This window comes from Qipengyuania aquimaris, assembly GCF_020171965.1.
In the GTDB taxonomy this organism is placed as follows: domain Bacteria; phylum Pseudomonadota; class Alphaproteobacteria; order Sphingomonadales; family Sphingomonadaceae; genus Qipengyuania; species Qipengyuania aquimaris_A.
The window spans coordinates 917,306-938,715 of the sequence record NZ_JAIUZK010000002.1; the positions used below are offsets into that span (position 1 = coordinate 917,306).

The 21,410-nt window shown below is 62.7% G+C and carries 20 protein-coding genes; 14 read left to right on the plus strand and 6 right to left on the minus strand.

What is annotated here, in order from left to right:
• Positions 1-41 precede the first annotated feature (41 nt).
• Genes dnaE through LCM24_RS12260 form a run of 5 tightly spaced genes read left to right on the plus strand, consistent with a single transcriptional unit; the run spans position 42 to position 6,483 of the window.
• Positions 42-3,515, plus strand: a complete 3,474-nt coding sequence (gene dnaE / locus LCM24_RS12240) for a DNA polymerase III subunit alpha (RefSeq protein WP_224804695.1) — start codon at positions 42-44, stop codon at positions 3,513-3,515.
• Positions 3,516-3,559: 44 nt separating this feature from the next.
• Positions 3,560-5,158, plus strand: a complete 1,599-nt coding sequence (locus LCM24_RS12245) for a long-chain fatty acid--CoA ligase (RefSeq protein ID WP_224804696.1) — start codon at positions 3,560-3,562, stop codon at positions 5,156-5,158.
• Positions 5,155-5,700: a pseudouridine synthase gene (locus LCM24_RS12250; RefSeq protein WP_224804698.1), complete on the plus strand. Its 546-nt coding sequence runs from the start codon at positions 5,155-5,157 to the stop codon at positions 5,698-5,700. The genes LCM24_RS12245 and LCM24_RS12250 overlap by 4 nt, the downstream gene beginning before the upstream one ends.
• Positions 5,701-5,710: 10 nt before the next feature.
• Entirely contained in the window at positions 5,711-6,142 is a 432-nt protein-coding gene (locus tag LCM24_RS12255; RefSeq protein WP_224804701.1) for a DUF1330 domain-containing protein, read from the plus strand.
• Positions 6,143-6,174: 32 nt separating this feature from the next.
• The gene (locus LCM24_RS12260) at positions 6,175-6,483 is read left to right on the plus strand and encodes a hypothetical protein (RefSeq protein ID WP_224804702.1); all 309 of its coding nucleotides are present in this window, start codon (positions 6,175-6,177) and stop codon (positions 6,481-6,483) included.
• A gap of 8 nt (positions 6,484-6,491) precedes the next feature.
• On the opposite strand, the gene LCM24_RS12265 is transcribed toward LCM24_RS12260, so the two are convergent.
• Positions 6,492-7,592, minus strand: coding sequence for a PA0069 family radical SAM protein (locus tag LCM24_RS12265; protein WP_224804705.1), 1,101 nt, complete (start codon positions 7,590-7,592; stop codon positions 6,492-6,494).
• Positions 7,593-7,763: 171 nt separating this feature from the next.
• Between LCM24_RS12265 and LCM24_RS13110 the strand changes: the two genes are divergently transcribed.
• Positions 7,764-8,195, plus strand: a complete 432-nt coding sequence (locus tag LCM24_RS13110; protein WP_224804707.1) for a YcxB family protein — start codon at positions 7,764-7,766, stop codon at positions 8,193-8,195.
• Here LCM24_RS13110 and moaB read toward each other — a convergent pair.
• The 3 genes from moaB to LCM24_RS12285 are packed head-to-tail and all read right to left on the minus strand — an operon-like array spanning position 8,192 to position 11,236.
• On the minus strand, positions 8,192-8,719 hold the full coding sequence (gene moaB, locus LCM24_RS12275; protein ID WP_224804969.1) for a molybdenum cofactor biosynthesis protein B: 528 nt from the start codon (positions 8,717-8,719) through the stop codon (positions 8,192-8,194). The genes LCM24_RS13110 and moaB overlap by 4 nt on opposite strands.
• A gap of 13 nt (positions 8,720-8,732) precedes the next feature.
• Positions 8,733-10,454, minus strand: a complete 1,722-nt coding sequence (locus tag LCM24_RS12280) for a lytic transglycosylase domain-containing protein (protein WP_318247371.1) — start codon at positions 10,452-10,454, stop codon at positions 8,733-8,735.
• Positions 10,451-11,236 carry a hypothetical protein gene (locus tag LCM24_RS12285; protein WP_224804711.1) on the minus strand — a complete coding sequence of 262 codons (786 nt, stop codon included), beginning with the start codon at positions 11,234-11,236 and terminating at the stop codon, positions 10,451-10,453. Before LCM24_RS12285 ends, LCM24_RS12280 begins: the two co-directional genes overlap by 4 nt.
• 83 nt (positions 11,237-11,319) lie before the next feature.
• Between LCM24_RS12285 and LCM24_RS12290 the strand changes: the two genes are divergently transcribed.
• From LCM24_RS12290 to LCM24_RS12325, 8 genes are all read left to right on the plus strand, one after another.
• Positions 11,320-12,966 (plus strand): electron transfer flavoprotein-ubiquinone oxidoreductase, encoded by a 1,647-nt coding sequence (locus LCM24_RS12290; protein ID WP_224804713.1) that lies wholly within the window; start codon positions 11,320-11,322, stop codon positions 12,964-12,966.
• 18 nt (positions 12,967-12,984) lie between these two features.
• Positions 12,985-13,470 (plus strand): hypothetical protein, encoded by a 486-nt coding sequence (locus tag LCM24_RS12295; RefSeq protein WP_224804715.1) that lies wholly within the window; start codon positions 12,985-12,987, stop codon positions 13,468-13,470.
• Between the two features lie 4 nt (positions 13,471-13,474).
• Positions 13,475-14,281 (plus strand): 4-(cytidine 5'-diphospho)-2-C-methyl-D-erythritol kinase, encoded by an 807-nt coding sequence (locus LCM24_RS12300; RefSeq protein WP_224804717.1) that lies wholly within the window; start codon positions 13,475-13,477, stop codon positions 14,279-14,281.
• On the plus strand, positions 14,281-15,006 hold the full coding sequence (locus LCM24_RS12305; protein ID WP_224804972.1) for an N-formylglutamate amidohydrolase: 726 nt from the start codon (positions 14,281-14,283) through the stop codon (positions 15,004-15,006). The genes LCM24_RS12300 and LCM24_RS12305 overlap by 1 nt, the downstream gene beginning before the upstream one ends.
• Before the next feature lie 117 nt (positions 15,007-15,123).
• Positions 15,124-16,980, plus strand: a complete 1,857-nt coding sequence (gene ilvD, locus LCM24_RS12310; RefSeq protein ID WP_224804718.1) for a dihydroxy-acid dehydratase — start codon at positions 15,124-15,126, stop codon at positions 16,978-16,980.
• Between the two features lie 48 nt (positions 16,981-17,028).
• Positions 17,029-17,382 (plus strand): hypothetical protein, encoded by a 354-nt coding sequence (locus tag LCM24_RS12315; RefSeq protein ID WP_224804720.1) that lies wholly within the window; start codon positions 17,029-17,031, stop codon positions 17,380-17,382.
• Positions 17,375-18,760, plus strand: a complete 1,386-nt coding sequence (locus tag LCM24_RS12320) for an NAD(P)H-hydrate epimerase (protein WP_224804722.1) — start codon at positions 17,375-17,377, stop codon at positions 18,758-18,760. The genes LCM24_RS12315 and LCM24_RS12320 overlap by 8 nt, the downstream gene beginning before the upstream one ends.
• Positions 18,757-19,953: a class I SAM-dependent RNA methyltransferase gene (locus tag LCM24_RS12325; RefSeq protein WP_224804725.1), complete on the plus strand. Its 1,197-nt coding sequence runs from the start codon at positions 18,757-18,759 to the stop codon at positions 19,951-19,953. The genes LCM24_RS12320 and LCM24_RS12325 overlap by 4 nt, the downstream gene beginning before the upstream one ends.
• Here LCM24_RS12325 and LCM24_RS12330 read toward each other — a convergent pair.
• Positions 19,950-20,723, minus strand: a complete 774-nt coding sequence (locus tag LCM24_RS12330) for a hydrolase 1, exosortase A system-associated (protein WP_224804727.1) — start codon at positions 20,721-20,723, stop codon at positions 19,950-19,952. The two genes, LCM24_RS12325 and LCM24_RS12330, sit on opposite strands and share 4 nt — an antisense overlap.
• Entirely contained in the window at positions 20,720-21,400 is a 681-nt protein-coding gene (locus LCM24_RS12335) for a hypothetical protein (RefSeq protein WP_224804729.1), read from the minus strand. The genes LCM24_RS12330 and LCM24_RS12335 overlap by 4 nt, the downstream gene beginning before the upstream one ends.
• Between the last annotated feature and the right edge of the window lie 10 nt (positions 21,401-21,410).

Consider the following 21,410-nt stretch of genomic DNA (forward strand, 5'->3'; position numbering starts at 1 on the left):
CGCGCTCTTCCGAATTGGTGGGAAATCACTAATTTGGAGCGATGCCCTACAAGCCCTTCGTCCCACTGCGTGTCCTGTCCGCCTATTCGATGCTCGAAGGGGCGATCGACCCCAAGGCAATGGCCAAGCTGGCGAAGGAACGCGGCTTTCCCGCGATCGCGATTGCGGACCGGAACGGGCTCTATGGCGCAGTCATGTTCGCCAATGCCTGCAAGGCGGAGGGCATCCAGCCGATCACCGGCACGCTCCTCGGCGTCGCGCGTGACGAAGAAGGGCGAGTGGTCGATTACGTGCCGCTCTATGCGCAGGACGAGAAGGGCTATGACAATCTCTGCCACCTCGTCAGCCGCGCGCATCTCGATCGGCCGCTGGAATTCGAGCCGCATATCAGGATCGAGGATTTCGAAGGTCATACCGACGGGCTGATTGCACTTACCGGTGCCAGCGAAGGCGGCGTAACGCGCTTGCTCGCCGAAGGTCAGGTAAGTCACGCGACGGCCATGCTCGACAAGCTCGAGGCGCTTTTCCCGGGCCGGCTCTATGTCGAACTTGCGCGCCGCGGAAACGCGGTGGAGGAGGCTGCCGAGGCTGCGCTGATCGACCTGGCGTATGACCGCGACCTGCCGCTGGTCGCCACCAATCCGGCCAACTTCGCCGAACCGCACATGTACAAAGCGCATGACGCCATGCTGTGCATTGCCAATTCCACGCATGTCGACGCGGAGGAGCGGCCCAAGTCCAATCCGGAAGGCTATGTGAAGACCGCGCATATGATGGAAGAGGCCTTCGCCGACCTTCCCGAGGCGACGGCCAATTCGCTCGTGATTGCGCAACGCTGCGCCTTTGCGCCGCCCTATCGCGATCCGATCCTGCCCAGCCTCGCAGGCGACCTCGAAGGCGAGGCGCGCATGCTCGAAGCCGATGCCCGCAAGGGATTGGAGGCGCGCCTCGAACCCTATGGCGAAATGTCGGAGGAAGAGCGCAAGGTCTATCTCGACCGGCTCGATTACGAGGTCGGGATCATCAACCAGATGGGCTTTCCCGGCTACTTCCTGATCGTTGCCGACTTCATCAAGTGGGCCAAGGATCACGATATCCCGGTCGGGCCGGGCCGTGGTTCGGGTGCGGGCAGCCTGGTAGCCTGGGCGCTGACGATTACCGACCTCGACCCGATCCAGCTGGGCCTGCTGTTCGAACGCTTCCTCAACCCGGAACGCGTTTCCATGCCCGACTTCGATATCGACTTCTGCGAAACCCGCCGCGGCGAGGTGATCCGTTATGTGCAGCAGAAATACGGGCACGATCACGTCGCGCAGATCATCACCTTCGGTAAGCTGAAGGCGCGCGCCGTGCTGCGCGATACGGGCCGCATCTTGCAGATGAGTTACGGGCATGTGGACCGCATCTGCAAGATGGTGCCGAACCATCCGACCGATCCATGGACGCTGCCGCGCGCGCTCAACGGGGCAGCCGATTTCAAGGCCGAATACGACAACGATAACGAGGTCAAACGCCTGATCGACCTCGCGATGCAGCTGGAAGGATTTCCGCGCAACAGCTCGACCCACGCGGCCGGCGTGGTGATCGGCGACCGTCCGCTGGCGCAGCTTGTGCCGCTTTACCGCGATCCGCGCTCGGATATGCCGGTGACGCAATACGACATGAAGAATGTCGAGAGCAGCGGCCTCGTCAAATTCGACTTTCTCGGGCTGAAGACGCTGTCGGTGCTCAAAAAGGCGACCGACCTCCTCAAGAAGCGTGACATCACGATCGACCTCTCGCAGCTCGAACTGGACGATCCGGCCGTCTACGAACTGATGAAGGCAGGTAACACGGTCGGCGTCTTCCAGCTGGAATCGGAAGGCATGCGCCGCACGCTGACCGCGGTGAAGCCGACCAACTTCGGCGACATCATCGCACTCGTCTCACTCTATCGTCCGGGCCCGATGGACAACATCCCGCTCTTCGGTAAGCGTAAGGCGGGCGAGGTGCCGATCGAGTATCCGCATGAGAAGCTGGAAGGCATCCTCGCCGAAACCTACGGCATTTTCGTCTACCAAGAGCAGGTCATGCAGGCCGCGCAAATCCTGGCCGGATACTCACTCGGCGATGCAGACTTGCTGCGCCGCGCGATGGGCAAGAAGGTCCAGGCGGAAATGGACATCCAGCGCGAACGCTTCGTGACCGGCTGCAAGGAAGTCTCGGGCATCGAGAAGGCTAAGGCGAACGAGTTGTTCGACTTGATCGACAAGTTTGCCGGCTACGGTTTCAACAAATCACACGCTGCCGCCTATGCACTGCTTGCGTACCAGACCGCGTGGATGAAGGCACATTACCCCGAAGAATTCTTCGCCGCTTCCATGTGCTTCGACATGCACCAGTCGGAAAAGCTGACCATCTTCGTTGACGATGCGCGGCGGCAGGGCATCGCGGTCGAACCGCCGTGCCTGAACAAGTCCGAAGCCGAGTTCACGGTCGAACAGACCGACGACGGCTATGCCGTTCGCTATGCGCTGGCAGGCATCCGCAATGTCGGCGAAAAGGCGATGGACGCGATCGTCCATGAACGCGAAGTCTCCGGTCAGTTCGAAAGCCTGCAGGACCTGTTCCAGCGCATCCCCAAGGGCTCGCTCAATTCGCGGCAGCTGGAAGCGCTGGCGAGTGCGGGCGCGCTCGACGCGTTGGAACCCAACCGTGCCAAGGTCTTCGAGAATGCCGACCTCCTCCTGGCCGTGGCCGATGCCGCGGAACGCGAACGCTCAAGCGGGCAGGCCGGCCTGTTCGGCGGTGAGGAAGAACAAAGCGATACGTTGCGCCTGAAGGAAGTCGAGGACTGGCCGCGGGTCGAACGCATGGCGCGCGAACGCGAGAATTTCGGATTCTACTTCTCCGCCCATCCGGTGGCAGCGTGGAAGGACGTAGCCTCTGCCAATGGCGCGCGGACCTACGCCTCGCTCATGGCTGGCGGTGCGCCTGCTGGCGGCCGCTCGAACGCGGTAATGGCGGCGATGGTGGAGAAGGTGAACAAAGGCACCACGCGGCGCGGCAAGCCCTTCATTCGCGCGGATTTTTCGGATGCCTCAGGCCAGTTCAGCGCAGCCTGCTTCGAAGAAAGCATGGTCGATAAATTCCTCACCTGGGCGGAAGAGCAGACCTGCGTCCTGCTGCAGGTGGAGCTGGATTCCCCCAGTCCCGACGAGCCGCCGCGGATCACCGTTCGCGGCGGGACGCCGCTTGCCGAAGTGCGTGGGTCCATGCCGATGATCATGACGCTGGACGTGCACGATGCTGCAGCGCTTGAGGCCCTGAAAGCAGAATTGCTCGAGGCCGTCGGGGGCAAGGACGAAGTGCTCGTGACGCTACGGACTGGCGAGGCTGCCGATCCCGTCATGCGACTTGGCCGCAATTTCGCGCTGGACGGGGAGCTAGCCGAACGCTTGGCAAGCGTGCCGAGCCTTGCCAAGGTGCAGCTCGACAAGCGGCGCGGCGGAGCACATCTCCGACTCGTTAGCTAATTCGGGCCCGCAAGGACGGGCCGGGGACGAGAGAGGAGAGACGAATGCTCGGAGCGATGCAGGACTGGACCATGCGCGTGACCCACGTGATCGATCACGCGGCGCGCGAAGCACCGGATCGCGAAATCGTCACACGCTGGGCGGACGGAAGCGAGACGCGCACCAATTGGGCCGGTATTCGCACCGATGCGCTGAAGATGGCGCAGGCCCTGCAGGCACTTGGCCTCAAGAAGGGCGACAAGATCGCCAGCCTCGCCATGAACCACTCCCGCCACCTCGTCAGCTGGTATGGTGTCGCGGGGATGGGAGGCGTCCTCCACACGGTGAACCCGCGCCTGTTCGAGGACCAGCTCGAATACATCGTCAACCACGCCGAAGACCGCGTGATGATCTACGACGCCGCTTTCCAGCCGATCGTCGACAAGATGCGCGACCGGTGGAAGACGGTGGAGCATTACATCTGCTTCGACAGCGGCGAGCATACGACTTCGTTCGAAGACTGGATCGGCGAGCAATCGGGCGATTTCGAATGGGTCGAAGGCGACGAGCGCGATCCCTGCATGATCTGCTACACCAGCGGTACCACGGGTAATCCCAAGGGCGTCCAGTACGAACACCGCAGCACGGTGCTTCATGCGCTTGCGGGCCTTCAGCCCTCGACCTTCAACTTCAGTGCATCCTCGGTGATGCTGCCGGTGGTCCCTATGTTTCACGCGGCCAGCTGGGGGCTTCCCTATGCAGGCGCGATGGCCGGCATCAAATTCGTCTTCAGCGCGGTCAACGACCCTGCGGTGCTGCACGAGATGATGCTCAAGGAAGGCGTCACCGACAGCGCGGGCGTTCCCACCGTCTGGCTCGCCCACTTCCAGTATTGCGATGCCGAGGGTATCGACCTGCCGCCGCTCAAGGCCGCCACCATCGGAGGGTCTGCTGCACCGAGGTTCATGATCGAGCGGCTGATGAAGAACGGCACGCGCGTCCAGCACGCCTGGGGAATGACCGAAACCTCGCCCATCGGTACGGTCGGCGGCCCGACGCATGACTGGGACCAGCTCAGCTTCGAGGAAAAAGTCCTCAAGACGATGAAGCAGGGCCGTCCGATCTTCGGCGTCGAACTGCGCACCATTGACCTCGACGATCCGACCAAGGTCCTGCCGCGCGATGGCGAGACTTCGGGCGCCTTGCAGATCCGCGGTCCCTGGGTGGTGAAGCGCTACTTCAAGGCCGAAGAGGATGCGGTGACGGAGGATGGCTGGTTCGACACCGGCGATGTCGGCATGCTGCATCCCGACGGCACTCTGCAACTGACCGACCGCACGAAGGACGTTATCAAGTCGGGCGGCGAATGGATCAGCTCTGTGGAGCTCGAAAACGCGGCCGTCGGCCACCCCGGCGTCGCCGAGGCTGCCTGCATCGGCATGTACCACCCCAAGTGGGACGAACGCCCGGTCCTGTTCGTGGTCAAGAAAGAGGGACAGGACGTCACTGCAGAACAGGTCGTCAACTTCCTGTCTGACAAGATCGCCAAGTGGTGGCTGCCCGATGCGGTCGAATTCGTGGACGACATCCCGCACACCGCCACCGGCAAGATCAGCAAGAAGGACCTGCGCGACCGGTTCGCCGACTACAAGCTCGAGACGTGAGCAGGCTTATCCTGCTGAACAAGCCCTTCGGTGTCCTGTCGCAGTTCACCGGGGGCAAGGAAGGGGTGGTCGATACGCTGGCGCATCTGGTCGACGTGCCGGGCGTTTATCCCGCGGGCAGGCTCGACAAGGATAGCGAAGGGCTGCTCCTGCTGACCGATGACGGCCGGCTGCAGTCGCGTATCGCCGAGCCGCGCTACAAGATGGCGAAGACCTATCTGGTGCAGGTAGAAGGCGATGCGGGTGACGATGCTCTGGAGAAACTGGCGCGCGGTGTCGAACTTAAGGACGGCATGACGCGGCCGGCCCGTGCAAAACGCATCGAACCGCCGCCCGTGTGGGACCGAGAGCCGCCAGTGCGCTATCGCAAGAGCGTGCCCGACAGCTGGATCGCGCTGGAGATCACCGAGGGGCGCAACCGCCAGGTCCGCCGCATGACGGCCGCCGTGGGGTTGCCGACGCTGCGCCTCATCCGCTGGCGCATCGGGGACTGGAGCGTCGACAGGATCGCGCCCGGCACTTATCGTGAAATCGAAGTCTGAGGAGAGAGACGTGAGCGCAACCTACATCGACCCGAGCCCCGCAAACTTCCAGGCGTTCAAGGACCTCCCGCGCGACGAGCCGATCCATATGCTCAATCTCCTCCAGTATCGCGAAGAGGCAGAGTATCCCGAGGGTCACGAGCACCACGGCAACGGCTGGAGTGGCCGCCGCGCCTACGAGGAATACGGCAAGACCAGCGGTCCGATCTTCCGGAGGGTCGGAGGCAGCATCGTGTGGCGCGGCGCGTTCCAGACTGTTGTGACCGGGCCGGCAGCGATGCAATGGCACGACGGCTTCGTCGCGCAATATCCCAATGCAGGGGCCTTCTTCGAGATGATCAAGGATCCCGACTACCAGAAGGCGGTGGTCAACCGGACGGCGGCTCTGGTGGACAGCAGGTTGGTGCGGTTCGCTCCGGGAGACGCGGGTGAAGGGTTTTGAGGAACAGTGATTGTCTGCTCTTAGCGAGCGTCGTGGCCTTGGCCGGATGCGCAACGACAGAAAAGCCGTTTCACTTCACCGTATCGGGCGACGAGATCATATCGGCGACGATCCGCGCCGACACCTCGAATTGCGATCCGGTGCATGGCTATTGCCCATGGCCTGATGATTATGGACCGGCAGAATGCAGCTACGTGAATTCCTATCTGCTCGAGGCGACTTGCGAGCAGAAGGCGATGGACATCTACGGCAAGCCATTCGTCATCGTTACGAGACTTGAACGGGAAACGCAGTATTCGGAGTGGTTTACCAAGGGTCCTGCAACGACCTACCGCCCCTAGGTGGCTCCCTAAAGTAGCCGTAGCTGACCGCCCACCGCAGGCGGCCTGAACTGCGTGCAATCCAGCTCGAATTTTGCCTTACCCAGTCCTGCGCGCTTGCACGCCACGCGGAACCGCGCGCGGAAGAGATCGGCCCATACGCCAGTGGGCCTCAGGCGTGAGAAGAAATTGGGATCGTTGTCCTTCCCCCCACCTGTTGCATCAGCGCGGATCGATTGGACGATGCTCATCACCTTGTCGCCGCGCTCGGGGTAATGGACGGATAGCCATTCGCGGAACAACGGGGCGACTTCATGCGGCAGGCGGAGCGGGATCCAGCCTACGCTATCGACCCCGATGGCGGCGGCGCGCTGGACGATCTCCTCCATGAACTCGTCGGTGATAGCCGGGATGACCGGCGCAACGGAGCAGTGGGTCGGCACACCTGCCTCAGCCAGTTTCTGCAATGCGGAGAGTCGCTTGGCGGGCGATGCTGCGCGCGGTTCGAGCTTTCCCGACAGCTTGGGGTCGAGGCTGGTCACCGAAATCGCGACCGCGACGAGCCTGCGCTCTGCCATTTCTGCCAGCAGGTCCAGATCGTCACATACCCTGTCCGACTTGGTGGTGATCGTGACGGGGTGGCGCGCGTCGAGGCAGACTTCCAGCACCTGGCGCGTGATGCGATAGCGCCGCTCGATCGGTTGGTAAGGGTCGGTGTTGGTCCCCATGGCAATAGGTTTGGGACGGTATCTTGGCTTTGACAGTGTCGCGCGCAGAAGCTCCGCCGCATTCGGCTTCGCAAACAGGCGGGTCTCGAAATCCAGCCCAGGCGACAGATCGTGATAGGCATGGGTTGGGCGGGCGAAGCAATAAACGCAGCCGTGCTCGCACCCTCGATAGGCGTTGATCGACCTGTCGAAGAAGATGTCAGGCGACTGGTTGAAGCTGAGGATGGTGCGGGGATTTTCCTCCGTCACATGCGTGCGCAGCTTTACCGGTGGTCCATCCAAAGCTTCCATGTGATCGCGCCAGTCGCCATCCGCCTCGCGCGTGGCAAGGCCGAAGCGGGTAGGGACCGCGCGCGACTGTGCTCCACGGCCCAGGACAGGCGACTCAAGGCTTTTCTCCATGGTCGGAACATAAGTAGAACATGAGGGTGCGTCCAGACAAAGTGTGGCGGTGTCTTGTATCGGCTCGCGTGATGCGCGAAGTTGTCGCCGATGGCTTTGAACGGACCTTATACCTATCGCGTTGCGGAGGCTGACCTTGCCGAGGCAGGGCGACATTATTTTCAGCGCCGCGTGTTCCAAAAACCGATGCGCTACCTCTTCATCGCGGTCATTTTGCTGGCGGCCGTGCTGGTGGTACTCGATCTATACGAGGATGGCGCCTTGCGGTTGACCACCGTTCTTCTGGTGGTCCTGGGTATCCCGCTGATCTGGCTGATCCCCTATCTGATCGCGCCCATCATCATGCGACGGCAGTATCGGCAAAGCGCCGCGCTGCGTGACGAAAACCAGATCGAATTCGATAACGAGGCGGTTCACTTCTCGAACCCGCGCGGCCATGCCCGCATTCCGTTCGAGGAGTTCTATGCCTGGTCGGAAACCCGCACGATGATCCTGCTCCACCAGACCGAGGCCTTTTTCAATCCGGTCCCGAAAGATGCACTGGGCGAGGATCATCGCCTGCTGATCGCCGCGCTAGAGGCGGCCGGGATCAGGCGCTTCTAACGCTCCCGCAGGCGCGGCATGATGTCGACGAAATTGCAGGGACGGTGCCTACTGTCGAGCTGGTAGGCGAGGATCTTGTCCCACCCGTCTTTCACCGCGCCATTCGATCCGGGCAGGGCGAAAATATAGGTGCCGCGCGCCAGCACGGCGCAGGCGCGGCTCTGGATGGTGCTGGTCCCGATGCTTTCGATGCTGATGTAGCGGAAATATTCGCCGAAACCGGGGATGTCCTTGTCCTTCACCCGGTCCAGCGCTTCGGGGGTCACGTCCCTGCCAGTGAGGCCTGTGCCACCGGTGGTGATGACGGCATCGACGTTCTCGTCGTCGATCCAGCGGTGTAGGTGCGCGGCTATCTCGTTCTTGTCGTCTTTGCTGATCTCGCGCGAAGCGAGGCGATGGCCGCTCGCCTCGATCCGGGCGGCGAGAATATCGCCCGAAGTATCTTCTGCGGCGCTACGGCTGTCGGAAATCGTCAGCAGCGCGATATTCACCGGCTTGAACTCGAGGCTTTCGTCGATCGCCATCAGCGTGTCCTCTTCATCGCGTCCGGGGGAATTGCGGCCAGTCATTCTGGGCCAGCGCAGTGCGACTTTCCGCCATGGCTTCGGCCTGGCGCAGGTACATCCAGTAATTGCGCATTACGATGGCGACATACCCGCGCGTTTCCCAATAGGGGATCGATTCCATCCAGAGCAGCGGATCGCCCTGGTCGTTGATTTCGCTGTTCCACCGCGAAACCGGCGTCGGCCCCGCGTTATAGGCCGCCATGACCTTGGGTAGGTGGCCCCGCGTGTATCCGGCATCGGCCAGCGCCTGCAACGCGCGTTGTCCGAAGGCGAGATTGGTGCGCGCGTCCTTGAGATTTGCGCTGGAGCTCATGTTGATCGAGGCGGCATATTCACGCGCGGCGATCGGGCGGATCTGCATCAGGCCGATGGCATTGGCCGGGCTGACCACGGTCTCGCGGAAATTCGATTCCTGTAGCGCATGGGCGAAGGCGAGGGCGGGATCGACGCGCCAGCCGCCGGTCGGCTCGTGATAGGCGATCGGGTAGCGCAGGTTCGGGGGCGACGATGCCCCGCGCGGTGCATTGTACGCCATGAAGGTCTGCGTCCCTGCCAGACCGAGCGCGCGGGCTAGGCGGGTGAGTGCAGGGTAATCGGATGCCTCGATATGGCGGGCCTGCCAGCGCAGTGCCTCGTCGGCGAGATCGCGGCGACCGACTTCGGCCAACATGACAGCTTCGCGCACGGCAGCCTCGTCCTGCAACCTGCGCCAGTCGTCGGACGTGAGATCGGGCGAGGCGTGGTCACCGGGCAGTTGCTGCGACAATTGTTCGTGTGCGAGCATGCCGTACAGCGTTTCGTCGAAGCGCGCGGCCCCGCGTAGCTGCTCGTCAGCCTTCTCCGGTTGGCGGCAGCGGACCAGCGCTCGCGAAGCCCAATAGTGGGCCGCCGCAGTGAGAGAGGGGTTGGTTGAACCGGCGGCGCTGCGACGGAAGAAATCGGCCGAGTTCGCGCAATCGCCAAGGCGCCAGGCTGCGAGACCCGCGACCCAATCACCTTCCGCGACCCAAGCGCCTGAGCCCTGCGCGACAAGCTGTGCCATGCCGAAAGCTTCGCGGTCGCGGTTCTCGATGTAGTAGGACCATGCGACGCGCTGACGCCATTCCGCGCGCGCCTCGCGGGAAAGCGAAGCATCGACACCGTCGAGCAGAAGGCGCGCACCATCCGGATCGTCATTGGAAATGCGCTCGAGGATGGCGCTCTTGATGTCGTCGCGCATGGTGCCGTCGTTCACGGTGCGCGGCAGGATGCGCTTGGTCGAATAGGGCTGGCGCGACAATTGCTGCGCGCGCGGGAGGGAAGGCGGGTTTTCGAGACCTCTGGTCTGACCCAGACGGATGATGCCCGCCGCATCGGGAAGACGGGAATAGCGCTCGAGCCATGCCTCGATGCGCGGCAGTTCGATCCGCGGACTTTCGGGATGGAGATAATAGGCCGCAAGCGCGGAGCCGTGGAGCGGCCCGTCACTGCGCTGCTGCAGCATGACCTCGACGCGGTCCCAGTTACGCGCCTCGATCGCCTCGAACAGCGAGCGGTAGTAAAGCTGGTCGTCCTGCGACAGCAGTTGCGGCAATGCTGCCGAATGCGAGCGCGTGAAGTAACGCAGGCTGTCAGACGACTGCGCCATCGCCGGAGTTGCGAGCGTGCCTGCCGCTGACGCGAGACAGGCGAGTATAAGCAGGCGTTTGGTCATGCGGTCCATTCGAGCCAGCGGTTCCAGAAATTGCGGCGGCGCTGCGGCGAGCGCGAAAGTTCTGCGAGATCGGGTGCGAGCAACAGCGGAACCTTGCGCCCTGCGATATCGAGCGAACCGGCCTCACGCGCCCGTGCCGCGTCGATACCGAAGAGCGGGGCAAGTCCGCGCCCAAAGGCAAGCACGCGCTCCGGCTCGGCAAGCTTGATGTGATGCGCCAGCACTTCGGACAGGCCGCTCGCTGCGAGAGCATTCCAGTCGGGATAAGCCGTGGGCGCGGGTAGGGCGCTCGCCAGATAGGCCTCGTGCGGGGCGATATTCATTGCCCGCAGGATTGCGGCTGCAAAGCGTCCTGCGCCGCCCGAGAGCAATTCTCCAGCATCATCGCCATAGGGTTCGGCCACGATAATCATCAGGCGCGACTTCGCGACTCCGCGCGGGGGAAGCCGGTCTTCGACCCGCGCATGGCCAAGCGAAGGTTCACTCAGCCACCATTCGCGAAATTTTGCGAGGTCTTGGGGCCAGCCTGTCCGATCGCCTCCAATGGACACGGATCGCGCAGTTCCCTCGAACGCCCTTTCGACCGGCGTCTGCTTGGGCTCTTCGATGCGTTTGACGGGCTTTGGCGCCGCTACGGCTTCTTCGACTTTGGGTTCTGCCAGCCAGTTGGCGGTGTCATCGGAATAATCCATGTCGACACCCGCCTCCAGCCACCAGTCGAAGGCCGCTTCGAGAGCTTCTGCGGTGGCGAAATCGCCGTTTTGCTTGGGATTTTCGTGCATCATCCGTCCAGCGCAGGTCTTGACCTCGAACGCTCCAACAATCAAGGCATCGCGCAAGCGAATAGCGACGAAAAGAGAGAGACATGAGCGAACGTGAATCCATGCCCTGCGACGTCGTCATCATCGGCGGCGGTGTGGCGGGCCTTGCAGCGGCAATCCGGCTGAAGCAGATCAACGAGGAACTCGAAGTCGTGGTGCTCGAAAAGGGCAGCGAAATCGGGGCGCACATTCTCTCCGGCGCGGTGGTCGATCCCAAGGCGCTCGACGAGCTGCTGCCCGAATGGCGCGACATGGACTGCCCCATGGCGCAGACGCCGGTTACGGAAAACCATCACTGGGTCCTTTCGGCCACCGGCAAGTCGGACCTGCCCGAATTCATGATGCCGCCCTTCATGTCGAATGAAGGCAAATACACCGGTTCGCTGGGCAATCTCGCACGCTGGCTCGGCGAACAGGCCGAAGGGCTTGGCGTCATGGTTTTCCCGGGCTTCCCGGCTGCAGAAGTCCTGTTCGACGACAAGGGCGCGGTCACGGGTGTCGTGACGCAGGACATGGGCATCGCCGAAGACGGAAGCCACAAGGGCGATTACCAGCCCGGCATGGAAATCCATGCGAAATACACGCTCTTCGCAGAGGGCGCGCGCGGCAACCTCACCAAGAAAATGAAAGCCAAGTACGATCTGGAGGCGGACTGCCAGCCGCAGGTCTACGGGCTCGGCATCAAGGAATTGTGGGATGTCGATCCGGCCAAGCACGAACCGGGGAAGGTCATCCACACGCAGGGCTGGCCCCTGTCGGAAAGCGATACGTGGGGCGGGGGTTTCATCTACCACCAGGCTGCAGGACAGGTCGCGATCGGCTTCGTTACCTCGCTCGACTACAAGAACCCCTATGTTTCGCCCTATCAGGAATTCCAGCGCTACAAGCATCACCCGGCCATCGCCGAGCTGCTCGAAGGCGGGAAGCGCGTGGCCTATGGCGCGCGCGTCATCAACGAGGGCGGCTGGCAGAGCGTGCCCAAGCTCGCTTTCCCGGGCGGCGCACTGATCGGCTGTGCAGCCGGTTTCGTGAACGTGCCGCGCATCAAGGGCAGCCACACCGCGATGAAGAGCGGTATGCTGGCAGCCGAAAGCATCGCAGCCGCCGTCGCAGCGGGTAGCGAACACACCGAACTGATGGATTACGACGAGGCCGTGCGCTCGAGCTGGATCGCGGACGAGCTCAAGCTGGTGAAGAACGCCCAGCCTGCCGTTGCGAAATACGGCGGCGACATTGGTACCGTGCTTGCTGGTATCGACATGTGGATGCGCACGCTCAAGATCGGCCTGCCGATCACGATGAAGCACCATCGTGACTACGAAACGCTCGAGCGGGCCGACCTGCACAAGAAGATCGCCTATCCCAAGCCCGACGGCGTGCTCAGCTTCGACCGCCTGACCAACGTGGCCTACAGCTACACCAACCATGCGGAAGACCAGCCGGTCCACCTCAAGGTCTGCGACCGCGAATTGCAGCGCGAAAGCGAGCTGGAAGTCTTTGCCGGTCCTTCGACCCGCTATTGCCCGGCCGGCGTCTACGAATGGATCGAGGAAGAGGGGCAGGAGCCCAAGTTCCAGATCAATTCGCAGAACTGCGTCCACTGCAAGACCTGCGACATCAAGGATCCGAACCAGAACATCGAATGGACCACGCCCGAAGGTGGCGGCGGGCCGAACTATCCGAACATGTAGCGCAGATCGGCTTTGCTGTTGATCGGTCAGCGCAGCGCGAAAAAGATCAAGGGGGTGGCAGTTTCGTTCTTCCTCCTTGCTCTTTTATCGACCCCTCTGCTCATTGTCTTTTGGGCCGCACAAGCCGAAAACTCTTCACGCGAAAACGTGCTCGCCAACGGAAATGCTGCCACGGCGACGGTGACGAGGTCGATACAATTCAATCTGATGCGTGGTTGCGCGTTCGACTACGTGTTTACGGTCGAGGGCGTGACATACGAAGGCGGCAAGGGCGGGTGTTCTCTGGTCGGGGACGATCCGGCGGGAAGCACACTGGAAATCCGCTACCTCGCATCGGACCCGCAGATATCACATGCCCCTGGCGCTGATATGTGGCCGGGTTGGGTGGTCGTGCCATTCTTCATCGGCATCCCGCTTTTATTTTTGTTTGGAGTTCTCATTTTCGAAATTCTTGCAAGGAATGGGCGGGGCTCGCGCCGGAAACCACATCGTGCGGGGTCCTAAGGCTATGCAAGAAACCGCATACGCCAAGATCAACCTCGCGCTGCATGTCCACAAGCGGCGCGAGGACGGCTATCATGAGCTCGAGACGCTGTTCGCCTTCGTCGATGCGGGTGACAGGCTGACCGCAAGCCCGGCAGAGCAGGACACGGTTTCATCTGTCGGGGAGTTTGCATCCGGGCTGGACGATCCCTTCGACAATCTCGTCGCGAAGGCGCTTTGCAAATTGCCACGCAATCGCGGGCTTTCGATCACTCTGGAGAAGAACCTGCCCGTCGCGGCTGGCCTGGGTGGCGGCTCTGCCGATGCAGGTGCCGTGTTCCGCGTCGTCCGCGAATTGCACGGCCTCCCGGACGATTGGCATGCGCGTGCAACCGCTCTTGGCGCAGATGTACCCGCATGTGTCGAAAGCCGCACGTGCATTGGGCGGGGGACCGGAACCGACCTCGAACCGGCCGACGACAGCCTCGCCGGCACGCCCGTATTGCTGGTCAATCCGCGCCAGCCACTCGCGACAGGGCCGGTCTTCAAGCTCTGGGATGGCGTAGATCACGGTCCGTTACCGCAAGGCGGTGCACGCGAAATCGCGCTCGCCGGTCGCAACGACCTCGAAAAGCCGGCGATTGAATTGTGCCCGGTCATTGCCCAGATACTAGATCAGATGCGCGGAACCGACCCGTTTCTGGCCCGTATGTCAGGCTCGGGTGCAACCTGTTTCGCACTCTACGACGATATTCCCGCGCGGGATGCGGCAGCAGAAACCATCGCTGCCTCGCATCCCGACTGGTGGCAGATGAAGGGCCTTCTCAGATGATGATCGACAATTTGCCGTATCGCCAGGTCGGCACGGACGACCTGCGAGCCGGCGGACTGCTTTGCGTTGCCGACCACGCGTCGAATTTCGTGCCCGATGATATCGAACTCGGCATCGATCCTGCACTGCTGGACCAGCACATCGCCGTCGACATCGGGGTGGAGGGCATCGCCGACCGTCTTGCACGCCGCCACAATATCCCCGCTCACATCGCCTGCGTCAGCCGCCTGGTCTGCGACTTCCATCGTACCGAGGACGACCCTGCCGTAGTTCCGACCGAAAGCGATGGCCGCCTTATTGCCGGCAACATCGGCGCAAACATCGAAGCGCGCCTGGAGCGTTTCCATCGCCCTTATCATGACGCCCTGAGCAAGCTCATTTCCAAGGTGCAGCCGCGGATGATCGTGGCCCTGCACAGCTTCACACCGAAGATGAAAACCAGCGACGAGGACCGTCCCTGGGAGGTCTCGCTGCTCTACAACCAGGACGACCGTGCAGCACGTCACGCAATCCGCCTGTTTGGCGAACAGGGCCTGACCGTCGGCGATAACGAGCCCTATTCGGGCAAGGAACTCAACGCCACGATGGATCGCCACGCGGAGGCTGCGGGCATTCCCTATTGCACGGTCGAAATCCGCCAGGACCAGATCGCCAACGAGGCGGGACAGGCTCGCTGGGCTGTTATGCTGGCCGATGTCATGGGCCGCGTCGCTCTCGAAGTCTGATAGCAGCGCGCGCCTAAAGCCCAACTTGGGCGATCTGCGGTAAATCTGCCGCCGAATACCCGTTATCCCGCATCGATCTGTCTGCTAGGGCTAGGGCTCCAGACGGAGAAGATTGCCATGCCCGCCTATCGTTCACGCACCACCACTCATGGCCGCAACATGGCCGGAGCGCGCGGCCTGTGGCGGGCGACAGGCATGAAGGACGAGGATTTCGGCAAGCCGATCATCGCCATCGTCAACAGTTTCACCCAATTCGTGCCGGGCCACGTGCACCTCAAGGACCTCGGCCAACTGGTCGCGCGCCAGGTGGAGGAGGCCGGCGGCGTCGCCAAGGAATTCAACACCATCGCCGTCGATGACGGGATCGCGATGGGTCACGACGGGATGCTCTATTCGCTGCCCAGTCGCGACCTGATCGCCGACAGCGTGGAATACATGGTCAATGCCCACTGCGCCGACGCGATGGTGTGCATCTCCAACTGCGACAAGATCACTCCGGGCATGTTGATGGCAGCGATGCGGCTCAACATTCCTGCCGTATTCGTATCGGGCGGACCGATGGAAGCCGGCAAGGTCGTGCTCGACGGCAAGGAGAAGGCGCTCGACCTCGTGGATGCAATGGTGGCCGCCGCCGACGATTCCTACACCGACGAGCAGGTGACCGAGATCGAACGCTCCGCCTGTCCGACATGCGGATCGTGCTCAGGCATGTTCACCGCCAATTCGATGAACTGCCTGACGGAGGCACTGGGTCTTTCGCTGCCCGGCAACGGTTCCACACTCGCAACCCACGCAGATCGCCAAGGCCTGTTCGAGCGTGCAGGGCGGCTGATCGTGACCCTTGCGCGCCGCTATTACGAGGAAGACGACGCCAGCGTCCTTCCCCGCAGCATCGCCAGTTTCGAAGCCTTCGAAAATGCGATGAGCCTCGATATCGCCATGGGCGGGTCGACCAATACCGTACTCCACCTGCTTGCCGCCGCGCACGAGGCAGGGGTCGATTTCACGATGAAGGACATCGACCGCCTCAGCCGCAAGGTGCCGTGCTTGTCCAAGGTCGCCCCCGCAAAAGATGACGTGCACATGGAGGACGTCCACCGTGCGGGCGGGATCATGTCGATCCTCGGCGAACTGGAGAAAGCAGGGCTGTTACATACGGCATTGCCCACGGTGCACAGCCCCACGATGGGCGATGCGCTGGACGATTGGGACATCGGCCGCACGCAGAACAACAAGGTTCGCGAGTTCTTCTCCGCGGCGCCGGGCGGTGTGCCCACGCAGACCGCCTTCAGCCAGTCGCGGCGCTGGGAATCGCTCGACCTCGACCGCGAGAAGGGCGTCATCCGCAGCGCAGAGCATGCCTTCAGCCAGGATGGCGGCCTTGCCGTTCTGTACGGCAATATCGCCCGCGACGGGTGCATCGTGAAGACCGCCGGTGTCGACGAGAGCATCCTGACCTTTTCCGGAACGGCGAAAGTCTACGAAAGCCAGGATGACGCCGTCACTGCCATTCTCACCGAACAGGTGGTCGCAGGAGATGTGGTCGTCATCCGCTATGAGGGGCCGCGCGGCGGGCCCGGCATGCAGGAAATGCTCTACCCGACCAGCTATCTCAAATCCAAGGGGCTGGGGGCAGCCTGCGCCTTGCTCACCGACGGTCGTTTCTCGGGCGGCACCTCAGGTCTGTCGATCGGCCACGTCTCGCCCGAAGCGGCAGAGGGAGGTGAGATCGCACTCGTCGAAAATGGCGACCGGATCGAAATCGACATCCCGAACCGCACGATCAACCTGATGATCGACGAAGGCGAGATGGAACGGCGGCGTGCGGCGATGAATGAGCAGGGCGATGATGCCTGGCAGCCTGCGAACGAGCGTCCCCGCGCCATTTCTCCGGCGCTGAAGGCCTATGCCGCAATGACGACTTCGGCTGCGCGCGGTGCAATTCGCGATGTCGATCAGCTGAGGCGCCGCTGAGCCGAGCACGCTTGCACCTTGGCGCACGAAGTGGCAGCGCCGCCAGCAATGAGATTAGTGCTCCCGACCCTCGCCATCGGTCTTCTCGCGGCCTGTTCGCCCGAGCCAGAGGCTGCTCCCGGTATTGCCGAACAGGGCGGTATCGCGATCGAATGTGCTCTCAATGGCTCGGATGAATTCGTCCGCCAATGTCGCCTGTCCGAGGAAATACCGGGCGCTAACGCCGAATTCGTCGTGCGCCATCCCGATGGTGGCTTCCGCCGTCTCGCCCTGTCCGAAAGCCCTGCCGGTTTCGACGTAGGCGACGGTGCCGGGGAGGCGAGTAGTGAGCGGCAGGGCGACTGGGTCGTCCTCACGATCGAGAACGACCGTTATCGCTGGAAGGAGCCGGTCGGTGAGTGAAGCCGTCCTGACCGTCGCGCAAATGGTTGCGGCCGAGAAAGCGGCGATGGCTGCGGATACCAGCGAATGGGAACTGATGCTCAAGGCCGGGCAGGGCGCCGCCCAATGGGTGCATCGCGCGGCAGGCGGCAGACCGGTCACCGTCCTGTGCGGTCCGGGAAACAATGGCGGCGATGGATATGTGATCGCCGAGGATTTGCGTTCCCGGGGATACGATGTCGACGTCATCGCACCGGTCGAACCCTCGACGGATACTGCCCGAACGGCCCGTAGCCGGTTCGGGGGTAACACGCGCGAGAAGGGTCCGTTCGAGTATGCAATCGTGGTCGATTGCCTCTTCGGCTACGGCCTGTCGCGGCAAGTCGAAGGAGTATTTCGCGAATTGCTCGAAGAACTATCTTCAAGTGACTGTTTTAAAATTGCAATCGATGTCCCAAGCGCTGTGCGAAGCGATTGCGGTTCCACTCTCGGACCTATGCCGCGATACGACCTGACGCTTGCACTGGGTGCGTGGAAGCAGGCGCATTTCCTGATGCCGTCCATGGCGATGATGGGCGCGAAAAAGCTGGTCGATCTCGGCTTGTCGCTCGACAACGCACATGGCGTCCTCTCAAACCGGCCTATGCTCACGGCACCGGCAGCGGGTGCGCACAAATATACGCGGGGCCTCGTCGCCGTTGTGGCCGGCGAAATGCCCGGCGCGCCGCTCTTGTCCTGCGAAGCAGCGATGCGCGCGGGTGCAGGTTATGTGAAGCTTTTCAGCGACCGATCGCATCCGGACGCACCGGCCGACTTGGTGATCGTCGAAGACGATCTCGATGAAGCGCTGGTAGACGATCGCATCGATGCTTTGCTGGTCGGACCAGGACTGGGTCGGGGCGGGACCTCGCGCGAAAGACTGGCAGCAGCTTTGGCGTCAGGCAGGCAATGCGTACTCGACGCCGATGCGCTTCACCTGCTCGACGACGACATTCTCGAAGGTGTCGATCCGTCCCGCCTTCTGCTGACGCCGCACGAGGGCGAACTGGCGGCATTGTGCAAAGCCTTCGGCGTCGAAGCGATTGGCAAGCTCGATCGGGTACGCTCTTTGTCGGCGGCGACAGGCCTGACGGTCCTGGCCAAGGGGCCGGACACGATCCTGGTGGGTGAGGGCACTACGGTGTTCTTCCAGCAAGGAAGCAGCTGGCTGTCGGTGGCCGGGTCCGGGGATGTGCTCGCTGGGATATGCGCGGCCCGCCTCGCCGGATCGCGTAGTCCTATGGAGGCGGCGCAGGACGCTGTCTGGTTGCATCACGAAGCAGCGCGCCTCGCCGGTCCGGCCTTTACCGCCTTGCAGCTTGCACATTGCGTCAAACCGGCCATGGCGTCGTTCTTATGAGCGAGACAGAGGAAATCGTCCGTATTGCCGCCAAGGGCGACGGCGTCACACAGTCGGGCAGGCACATTGCGGGTGCCGTCACCGGGGACACAGTGACGCCGGATGGATCGATCGAGGCCGGTCCACATCACGTGACGCCACCGTGCCGTCACTTCGGCAAATGCGGCGGGTGCCAACTCCAGCACGCGGATGAAACGGCCCTCATGCAATTCGTGACCGACCGAGTGGTCAATGCGGCCCGGGGCCAGGAGATAGATATCGGGGAGGTCCTGCCGACCCACCTTTCACCGCCGCGCTCGCGGCGGCGTGCGACCCTCCATGCGCTCAAGGCGGCAAAGGGCGCGGTCATCGGATTTCGCGAGGCGCGCAGCAACCGCATCGTCGACATGCAGCAATGCGAGATACTCGATGCGCGCCTGTTTGCGCTGGTCGCACCCCTTCGCAAGCTGGTCGCCAGCCATGCCGAACGTGGACCGGTGGATGTTTCGCTGACCCTTGCCGACCAGGGCATCGATTGCGCCATCACGGGGATCGAGGCTGACGGACTGGCAGCCACCGAAGCCCTGCTGGACTTTGCGCGGGAGCATTCCCTTGCGCGTCTCTCGCTGGACCAGGGATTTGGTCCGGAAGCTGTCTGGGAGCCCGAACCCGTGACGATTTCGCTCGGCGAGGTCCCGGTCGGCCTGCCGCAAGGCGCATTTCTCCAGCCGACGACGGACGGGGAAGAGGTGTTGCTCGCCGATGCGAAGCGCTGGCTGGCAGGGGCGAGCACGGTAGCCGACCTTTTTTCAGGCCTCGGGACATTCGCTTTCGCTCTCGCAGGTCCGGCCAAGGTTCTTGCTGCAGAAGCGGCGCGCGACGCGCATCTCGCTTGCAAGTCGGCCGCCAACAGCCGCGGCATCGCTGTACACGCTATGCATAGAGACCTGTTCAGGAATCCATTGCAAGCCGCTGAGATATCTAAGTTTTCTGCCACCCTCCTCGATCCGCCCCGTGCAGGGGCACGGGAGCAGGTCGCACAAATCGCCGCGAGCGAAATCGAACGGGTGGTCTATGTGAGCTGCAACCCGTCAAGCTGGGCGCGCGATGCGAAGACGCTGATCGATGCCGGCTTCAAGCTGGAGGCGTTACGTCCGGTGGGTCAATTCCGCTGGTCGACCCATGTAGAGCTTACCAGCTACTTCACCCGCTAGGACCGCAGCGCGGCCAGTACCTGTGTCCTCAGCCATTCCCGGGCGTGCGGTTCGGCATAGGCATGGCCGGCCGAACTGCAGATAGCCATACGCTCGTCGTGGCCCCAATCTGCAGCGAAAACCTGCGCAGTGCGGTCGTTTTCGGCGATGAGGAAGCGGACATTCCCTTCGAATTGGGAAAGACCCTCGCGGAGCGGGGCGATAAGGGGATTGGTTGTCTGGCCGCTTCCGGACGCGTGCCGGATACCGCTTGCCAGCTTCTCAAGGTTGACCTTGCCGCTCAGCAGGCGCCAGATTTCCTTCGGCTTGCCGAGCTTTGCGAGATAGCGCGATCGTACAGTGGCGGCAGGCGGTAGCGTCTGAGAACTGTCAGCAATCGCCCAAGGGTTGCTCAGTACGAGACCATCGAACCCGGCACCCTCGGCCAGCATAAGCGCCGAGGCACCATCGCAATTGCCAAAACCGACCACACGGTTCACCTGGGGCGAGAGCGCGCGAAACGCCTGTAGTGCGGAGGCGATGTCCTTGCGCGACTTCTCATATCCGCGATCTTCGCCTTCGCTATCGCCGATCCCGCGCCGGTCGAAACGGAAGACCGGAAAACCAGCTTTGGCGACTTCGGCAGCAAGTCGTGCCTGCCATCCGAACGCCCCCGCGCGCGGCTCCTGGCCTCCTGTCACGATCAGCAATCCGGTCGTGCCGGGCGCATTGTCGAGCGTTCCGCCAAGGCTCAACCCGCCGCAGTGGAAGGCAAGATGGAGGCGGCTCATGAGGCTCCAGCCTCTTGTGCGACGACAGCGGCGAGGGCTTTCGCCTGCTTTTCGTCTATACCGCCCTCGCTGCTTAGCCAGAGCGCGCGCCCTCCGATTTCCTCATGTGCGATAGGCGTGACCCCGTCGCTCTGGTCCGTTTGGGAATCGCAAAGCTGCTGCGCCATGGCAGGCCCGATCTGCCAACCCGCAATGGTACCTCCACTTGCGCGGGCGCTATCGAGGATTTCCGAGGGGCTGCGGTGGTTGCCTGCCTCCTTCTCGGCAAGGCTCTGCGCACGTGCCATGGCGCGCAGCAGTTTCGCGGGATCGTGCGAGGCGTAATGGAAGGCAGAAACCGCGCCGTTGTCGAGGGCACAGGCCGATCTTACGAAGAGTGCGCAGCTCACGCCAAAATGATCGGCCGCAGAAATGACTGCCTCGCGCCATGCCGGCAGGGTTTGCGCGGCCTGAGGCTGAAGGCTTTCGTTCGTTCCCGGTAAGTCTGGCATGACGCTGGTTACACCGAGATCCTGCAAGGTGCGCATCAACAGGACGAGCTGCGCGCGCATGCGGTTGGCCTCGTCGAACAGCGGCGGGATTATCAGCAGGTCGGGAGTGGCCTTGCGGGCAGTTGAGACCGCCATTTCCATGCTCGTCCCGCCATCGGGAAGCGGGGCGGGCCATTCAAGAAACATGGGAAAGCGC

What these genes read in the sequence shown, in the direction of transcription:
- LCM24_RS12330 (WP_224804727.1), bottom strand. Translation starts at nt 20,723, where the DNA reads ATGAGCCGCCTCCATCTTGCCTTCCACTGCGGCGGGTTGAGCCTTGGC.
- LCM24_RS12265 (WP_224804705.1), bottom strand. Translation starts at nt 7,592, where the DNA reads ATGGAGAAAAGCCTTGAGTCGCCTGTCCTGGGCCGTGGAGCACAGTCG.
- LCM24_RS12290 (WP_224804713.1), top strand. Translation starts at nt 11,320, where the DNA reads ATGAGCGAACGTGAATCCATGCCCTGCGACGTCGTCATCATCGGCGGC.
- LCM24_RS12280 (WP_318247371.1), bottom strand. Translation starts at nt 10,454, where the DNA reads ATGACCAAACGCCTGCTTATACTCGCCTGTCTCGCGTCAGCGGCAGGC.
- LCM24_RS12335 (WP_224804729.1), bottom strand. Translation starts at nt 21,400, where the DNA reads ATGTTTCTTGAATGGCCCGCCCCGCTTCCCGATGGCGGGACGAGCATG.
- LCM24_RS12325 (WP_224804725.1), top strand. Translation starts at nt 18,757, where the DNA reads ATGAGCGAGACAGAGGAAATCGTCCGTATTGCCGCCAAGGGCGACGGC.
- dnaE (WP_224804695.1), top strand. Translation starts at nt 42, where the DNA reads ATGCCCTACAAGCCCTTCGTCCCACTGCGTGTCCTGTCCGCCTATTCG.
- LCM24_RS12300 (WP_224804717.1), top strand. Translation starts at nt 13,475, where the DNA reads ATGCAAGAAACCGCATACGCCAAGATCAACCTCGCGCTGCATGTCCAC.
- moaB (WP_224804969.1), bottom strand. Translation starts at nt 8,719, where the DNA reads ATGGCGATCGACGAAAGCCTCGAGTTCAAGCCGGTGAATATCGCGCTG.
- LCM24_RS12285 (WP_224804711.1), bottom strand. Translation starts at nt 11,236, where the DNA reads ATGCACGAAAATCCCAAGCAAAACGGCGATTTCGCCACCGCAGAAGCT.
- LCM24_RS12315 (WP_224804720.1), top strand. Translation starts at nt 17,029, where the DNA reads ATGAGATTAGTGCTCCCGACCCTCGCCATCGGTCTTCTCGCGGCCTGT.
- LCM24_RS12305 (WP_224804972.1), top strand. Translation starts at nt 14,281, where the DNA reads ATGATCGACAATTTGCCGTATCGCCAGGTCGGCACGGACGACCTGCGA.
- ilvD (WP_224804718.1), top strand. Translation starts at nt 15,124, where the DNA reads ATGCCCGCCTATCGTTCACGCACCACCACTCATGGCCGCAACATGGCC.
- LCM24_RS12245 (WP_224804696.1), top strand. Translation starts at nt 3,560, where the DNA reads ATGCTCGGAGCGATGCAGGACTGGACCATGCGCGTGACCCACGTGATC.